This is a genomic window from Spirillospora sp. NPDC049652, from assembly GCF_040675125.1.
Classification (GTDB): Bacteria; Actinomycetota; Actinomycetes; order Streptosporangiales; family Streptosporangiaceae; genus Spirillospora.
The window spans coordinates 1-6,452 of record NZ_JBFAOF010000373.1; the positions used below are offsets into that span (position 1 = coordinate 1).

The 6,452-nt window shown below is 71.7% G+C and carries 5 protein-coding genes; 3 read left to right on the plus strand and 2 right to left on the minus strand.

The features are described from left to right. Together AB0J52_RS22385 and AB0J52_RS22390 are read right to left on the minus strand one after the other, a co-directional pair. A partial coding sequence (locus AB0J52_RS22385; protein WP_500183835.1) for a thiamine pyrophosphate-binding protein occupies window positions 1-755 on the minus strand: 755 nt, incomplete at its 3' end. Window positions 756-1,263: 508 nt separating this feature from the next. Beyond that, window positions 1,264-2,259, minus strand: a complete 996-nt coding sequence (locus tag AB0J52_RS22390) for an ArsR/SmtB family transcription factor (protein WP_500183836.1) — start codon at window positions 2,257-2,259, stop codon at window positions 1,264-1,266. Between the two features lie 74 nt (window positions 2,260-2,333). Here AB0J52_RS22390 and AB0J52_RS22395 point away from each other — a divergent pair, with 74 nt between their 5' ends. From AB0J52_RS22395 to AB0J52_RS22405, 3 genes are all read left to right on the plus strand, one after another. Next, entirely contained in the window at window positions 2,334-3,545 is a 1,212-nt protein-coding gene (locus AB0J52_RS22395) for an MFS transporter (protein WP_500183837.1), read from the plus strand. Between the two features lie 345 nt (window positions 3,546-3,890). Further along, the gene (locus AB0J52_RS22400) at window positions 3,891-5,120 is read left to right on the plus strand and encodes a cytochrome P450 family protein (protein ID WP_500183839.1); all 1,230 of its coding nucleotides are present in this window, start codon (window positions 3,891-3,893) and stop codon (window positions 5,118-5,120) included. A 103-nt stretch (window positions 5,121-5,223) separates the two neighbouring features. Further along, window positions 5,224-6,452 (plus strand): M28 family peptidase (locus tag AB0J52_RS22405; protein ID WP_500183840.1); only part of this gene is annotated, 1,229 nt, incomplete at its 3' end.

Below are 6,452 nucleotides of genomic sequence, written 5' to 3' on the forward strand. Positions count from 1 at the left end.
CCCTGATCTGAACCGATGCCCGAGGGCGACACGATCTTCCTGGCCGCCAGAACGCTTTCGCGAAGGTCTCCTGGACCAGGTCCTCCGCGTCCGCCGGGCAGCTCGCGCAGGTTGAAGTCGGTGATCACCTGCGGCTGCGTGTTCAGCGGAAGCAGCAGGTAGAACGGGCCCGGCCGGTAGGGATGGTCGACGGTGTTCAGGCCCCGGCGCAGCGCGGTCGGCAGCGCGCGCGGAGTGTGCAGCGAGTAGGCGGGGCCCATGGCCGAGGTGAGGCGCAGGAACAGTCCCTGCTCCGGCCTCGGGATCTGCTGCATGTTGGGACCCTCGTCCTCGGTGGTCTCGTCGCCGTACAGGTGCCACACGCCCAGGCCGTCGCTGCTGGCGACCAGCGAGCCGGCCATCGCCTGCAGGGCTCCGGGGCCGATCGAGGTGACCACCGCCGCCTTCTCGCCCGTGACCCACCGCAGCGCCGCGGCGGCGTGCGACGCCTCGGTCTCGTGCCGCACCGCGTAGGTCCGGACCAGCCCGGCGTCCTCGTAGACGCGGAGCACCTCGGCCAGCTCGGTGGACCCGTGACCGAAGACGACCACGAACTTGCGGACGTGCTGCCGGAGCAGGCCGAGGACCAGCGCCTCGGACAGCGCGAGGCTCACCCGCGCGGGGATCGCCCCGCTGTCGAGGGCCTGCTCCACGCCGCCGGCCTCGGCGATGCGGCGGGCACGTTCGGTGCGTTCTCCGGTGAGGTCAAGTTCCATCGATAGGTCCCCGTGGGTCGGTGAGCTGCGGTGATCGGTGAAGTTACAACAGCGATGTCATATGCACAACACTTCGCGGCAGTTTTCCCCGCACTTCTCCCGCCGCTCCCGCAGTCTGTTGTCTATTTGGCAACAAACCGCTTACTGACAACCCTTGGGAGGCGTAGCCGCAGGAGCCGACCCGGCATCGAAGACAACATGATCAGCTTCTTGGACAACAACGCCCCGGACCGTCCGCCGCGACGCGCCAGCCCCCGCGACCCCCAGGCCGGTTGCCGCCCACCGGCTCAAACCCCGGTCGACTCAGCGCAAGAAGGAGCACCGGACGGGCCATAAAAAAAAGCGAAAGCAGCCCGACGACAACGCCCTCGTGACGCCCACTCCTGAAAAGGGAAACAGCAGGCCGACGCACTTTCCAGCATGCTTCCGGACGCTCTGTCGCCCTGCCTTCAAAGGCATCAGAACAAGAGGTGGCGGATGCAACTCCGCCGCCACCTTCCCGCGCTTGTCAGGTGTCGTCGGGGGTGGATTTGAGGACGGCCTGGCCGAGGGGGGTGCGGCTGTAGAGGACTTCCCGGCCCTGGCGACGGGATCTGAGCAGGCCGGCGTCGCGGAGGACGGTCAGGTGGGCGGACGCGCCGCTCGGGCTGAGGGCGTGGCGGCGGGCGAGCGCCGTGGTGGTGGCGGGCTGGTCCAGGCCGGCGAGCAGGGCGGCTCTGGTGCGTCCGATCAGGCGGGCCAGGGCGTCGGTGGCGTTCGGCGACTGCGGCAGCCACAGGTCGCCGACGCCGCGGGCGGGGTAGATGAGGGTGGGTTCGGCGCCCGCCGTCCCGAGCGTGAGCACGGCGTCCGGCCAGGCGAAGGCGCTGGGGCGCAGGATGATCCCGGATCCGGCCAGGTCGTAGCGGGCGTTGTAACGGCCCTCGATGCGCAGGACGCCGTCGGAGAAGGAGAACGTGGAGTGGATCGTGTTGAGGACGGGCCCCAGCCCCGACTCGGCGATGCGCCGGGCGTGGAAGGCGATGTCGTCCTCCAGCACCGCCAGGACGCGCGGCCAGTCGGGTCGGACGAGCTCGGTCCAGCAGGTCCGCAGCAGGGCGGCGATCTTCTCGCGGGCGGCGGCCGGGTCGCGCAGGAGCGCCTTGATCTGCTCGCGGGCGCCGCGGTCGCGCTGGCCTTCGAGGCAGCGCGTGAGCTCGGTGACGACGACCCGGGAGGACGTGCGGCGCACCTGGTCGAGCTCGTCCTCGATGTCGGGGACCGGGAGGCGCGGGGCGGGCGAGACGAAGTCGGGCACGTACCCCGCCGGCACCTGGAGCGCCCGCAGCGGGCGCAGGTCCAGCCGGTCGGCGCGCGGACGGGCCGTGCGCAGCCACGGCAGGTGGAAGGGCTGGCGGCGGGGGTCGGTCAGGGTGCGGACGGCCTGCCAGGTCTCCCAGGCCGGGGACACCGCGAAGCGGCAGTGCAGCAGGTCCTGCTGGATGAGAACGACTTCGAATCCCACTGCGCTCTCGTTCTGATTCGTTCTGGAGCGAATCGTTGGTCTTGACCTAGGGTACGCGTGCGACGTTCTTCGGCGTGACTGTGGCGTCTGTGCGGCGGAGCCGGTACCGGGACGCGTTGGCCGTCGGCGAGTTCCGCGCGATCTTCGTGTCCTTCGTGATCTCGATGCTGGGCACGGTGGTCGCCGAGTTGGCCCTGACCGTGCTCGTGTACGGCCGGAGCCGGTCGCCGCTGCTGGCGGCGCTGGTGTTCACGGTCGGGTTCATGCCCTATCTGGTGTCGGGCACGCTGCTGTCGTCGCTGGTCGACCGGCTCGCTCCCCGGCGTCTGCTCGTGGTGTGCAACCTGCTGTCGGGCACGGTGGCGGCGTTGATGGCGGTGCCGGCGACACCGGTACCGGTCCTGCTGGTGCTGGCGTTCGCCCTGGGGCTCATCGCCCCGGTGTTCGCGAGCACGCGGGCCGCCACCATCGCCGACGCGCTTCCGGAGGCGGCGTACGCGCCGGGCCGCAGCCTGCTGCGCGTGTTCACGCAGGGCGCGCAGATCGGCGGCTTCGCGATCGGCGGTGCGCTGCTCACGGTGATCTCCCCGAGCGGCGCACTGCTGGTGAACGCGGCGTGCTTCGTGTGCTCCGCGGTCATCCTGCGGCTGGGCACCAAGGAGCGGCTCCCCAGCGCGGACGCTCGTCCGCCTCTGCTGCGGGACTCGCTGTCGGGCCTCGGGGAGGTGCTGAGGTTCCGGCCGGTGGGTCAGATCCTGGTCATCGGCTGGGTGCTGCCGATGCTGGCCAGCGCGCCCGAGGCGCTGGTGATTCCCTATGCCCACGAACTCCACGCCGGCCACGTCCAGACCGGGATTCTCATGGGTGCGCTGCCCACGGGGTTCGTGATCGGCGAAGTGCTGGTGACGTGGTTCGGCACCCCGGCCTTGCAGGTGCGGATGGTTCCGGTGCTCACCACGGTGATGTTCGTGCCGCTCCTGGTGTACGTGACGCATCCGGGCCTGGTCCTCGCGCTGGTGCTCCTGCTGCTGTCGGGGATCGGCGGGGCCCAGCATCTCGGCCTGGACCGGCTGCTGCTCGCCCACGCCCCCGAGACGCTGCGCGCTCGCGCGCTCGGTCTCCAGACCGCCGGGTTGATGTTCTGGCAGGGGATGGGATTCGCGGGGGCGGGAGCCGTCGCCGAGCTGGCGCCGTTGCACCTGGTGGTGTCCGGTGCCGCACTGCTCGGTGTGGTCGCGGCGGTTCTCACCACCCGGGGCCTCCCCCGCGCCATCGCGTCCGAATGACCGGCTCGGGACGGTTCACCGCGACATCAGGTCGCTTTCCGGGCATGCCTCACAGGACGCCGAATGCGATTCGATAATGCCGCCCCCGAGGGAATGCAAGAGCATATGTGGCCGCGTCCGGCCACGCCCGGCCATTGAGCCCTGAATTCCGACGGAAGCCCTGGTCGGGCGGGCGGTGCAGGGGCGTGGCCACATTCGTCCATGGTGCTCCTCCGGGGCTTCTGATACACCCTTGATCAACATCATGATCCGCCCGTGGGACGCCCAGGTCGTCCCCCCCGAGTTCGCCATGACAGAGGTGAGGACAGCGGCGGTCTCTCGCCGGACCACGAAAGGACGACGGCGATGCAGCCGCCCACTCCGAGCCCGGTGCACCCGATCCCCGCCGACTTCACCTCGCTGTTCGACCCCTACCCGATCATGGAGCGGATCCGCCGCGCCGGACCGGTGCAGCGGGCGGCCAAACCCGGCATGGGAGAGTTCTGGGTCGTCACCGGCTACGAGGACGTTCTGGCCGTCCTCACCGATCCCCGGTTCAGCACCCGGCCGCCGGTCCAGGGCCCCCAGGACGAGTCCGGCGAGAAGAGCGTCCTCGAAGCGAGCCTGCTGTCCACCGATCCGCCCGACCACACCCGCCTCCGCCGCCTCGTGTCGCGGTCCTTCACCGCGCGCCGCGTGGCCACGCTGCGCCCCCGCGTCCAGCAGGTCACCGACGGCCTGCTGGACGCCGTCGCCCCCGCCGGCCGCGCGGACCTGGTCGCCGACCTCGCCTTCCCGCTCACCATGGCGGTGATCTGCGAACTGCTGGGCGTGCCGGCGGCCGACCGGGACAAGTTCGGACGCTGGTCCATCGCCCTGGTGCTCCCGCCCAATCCCCCGGAGGTGCTGCGTTCGGCCGAGCGGGCGCAGCGGAACCTGACGGCCTACTTCCGCGACCTGATCGAGGAGAAGCGCGCCGAACCGCGCGACGACCTGCTCAGCGACCTGGCCCGGCCCCGGCCCGAGCACGAGTCCCTGTCGGACCGCGAACTCCTCGGCATGGCGATCCTGCTGGTCCTGGCCGGTCACGAGACCACCGTCAACCTCGTCGGCACCGGCATGATGACCCTGCTGCTCCACACCGACCAGCTGGCCGCGCTGCGCGCCGAGCCGGCGCTGGTGCCCTCCGCAGTCGAGGAGCTGATCCGCTACACGGGCCCGATCGGCACGGGACTCGCCCGCTTCGCGACCAGCGACCTGGACCTCGCCGGGACGCGCATCCGGCGCGGAGACCTGGTCGTCACCTCGCTGGCCGCGGCGAACCGGGACCCCGCCCGGTTCACCGACCCGCACCGCTTCGACGTGCGCCGCGACGAGGCCCCCCATCTCGGGTTCGGCTACGGCATCCACTTCTGCCTCGGCGCCGCGCTCGCCCGCCTCGAAGCCGAAGTGGCCATCGGCACCGTCCTCCGGCGCTTCCCCGACCTCGCCCTGACCAAGCCGGCCGAGCGGCTGCGGTGGCGTACCTCGTCGCTGCGCGGCCTCGCCGAACTCCCCGTGTCGTTCACCCCGTCCCCTGGCAGCGCGGCGCGGTGAGCCGACGCGTGTCCACCCAGCGGGAGCCGACGGAGCGCTCCCGCACCTTCCGCACGTCCCGCACCCATCTGGAAACCCGCCTACACCCTCCCGGAGAGCAGCCATGCCGCCTTCGAAAAGCCGCACCCGCCGCACGCGCCTCAGGCGCCTGCTTCCCGCGCTCAGCGCCCCGGTGGCCCTCGCCGCCACGATCTCCCTGGGCGCGCCCGGCGCGGCGGCCGCACCGTCCCGCGAACCCCTCGCCGACCGGCTCGCCGCGGCGGTGTCCGGCGACGCGGTGACCCGGCACCTGGACGTCTTCCAGCGCATCGCCGACGCCAACCACGGCAACCGGGCGGTCGGCACCCGAGGGGTCGCCGTGTCCGAGGACTACGTGATGGGAGCGCTGACCGCCGCCGGCTACCGCCCGGTCAGGCAGCCGGTCCCCTACACCCGCTTCGACGTCCAGAGCGAGCGGACCGAGGTCCTCTCCCCCGCGACCTCGCTGCGCACCCTGCTGATGGACCAGTCACCGCCGCTCCCCGAGGGCGGGATCACGACCCGCCTCGTCCCCGGCCCGGCGTCCGGATGCGTGGCCGAGGACTACAACGGCATGGACGTCCGCGACGCCGTCGTCCTCCTCGGCCGCGCCTCGTGCGGCCACGCCAAGCAGACCGCCGCCGCCGCCCAGGCGGGAGCCCGCGCCGTCCTGCTCTACATCCCGACCACGACGCCGCAGGACGTCTGGCGGCTGCACTGGTTCGGCGCCGCGCCGCCGCCGATCCCGCTGGCCTCCATCTCCCAGCAGCAGGCCGACCAGCTCCGCGCCCAGGCGGACGCCGGACCGGTCACCCTGCGCCTCGACTGGCGCGGACGGATGGTCTCGGGCACCACCTACAACCTGATCGCCGAGACCAGGAGCGGCGACGAGGGGCACGTCGCGGTCGCCGGCGCCCACCTGGACAGCGTGGGCGAAGGCCCCGGCATCAACGACAACGCGACCGCCGCGGCGGCCCTCCTGCAGACCGCGCTCAGGCTCGCGCCGATCCAGCACGCGGCCACCAACCGCGTGCGGTTCATCTGGTGGGGCGCGGAAGAACTGGTGGACGTCGGCTCGGCCTACTACGTCGACCAGCTCACGCCCGCGCAGAAGCAGTCCATCCTGCTGTACCTCAACGCCGAGATGATCGGCGCGCCCAACTACGGCACCTTCGTGATGAGCGGCACCGGCGCGACCTCCGTCCCGTTCGACACCTACTTCGCCGCGCACCACCTGCCGTTCAAGGACGTCAGCACCGCGGCGGTCGGCTCGGACCACGAGCCCTTCATGAAGGCCGGCATCCCGGTCGGCGG

Excerpts from the sequence above, each read along its gene's own strand:
- AB0J52_RS22400 (WP_500183839.1), top strand. The coding sequence starts at position 3,891 with ATGCAGCCGCCCACTCCGAGCCCGGTGCACCCGATCCCCGCCGACTTC.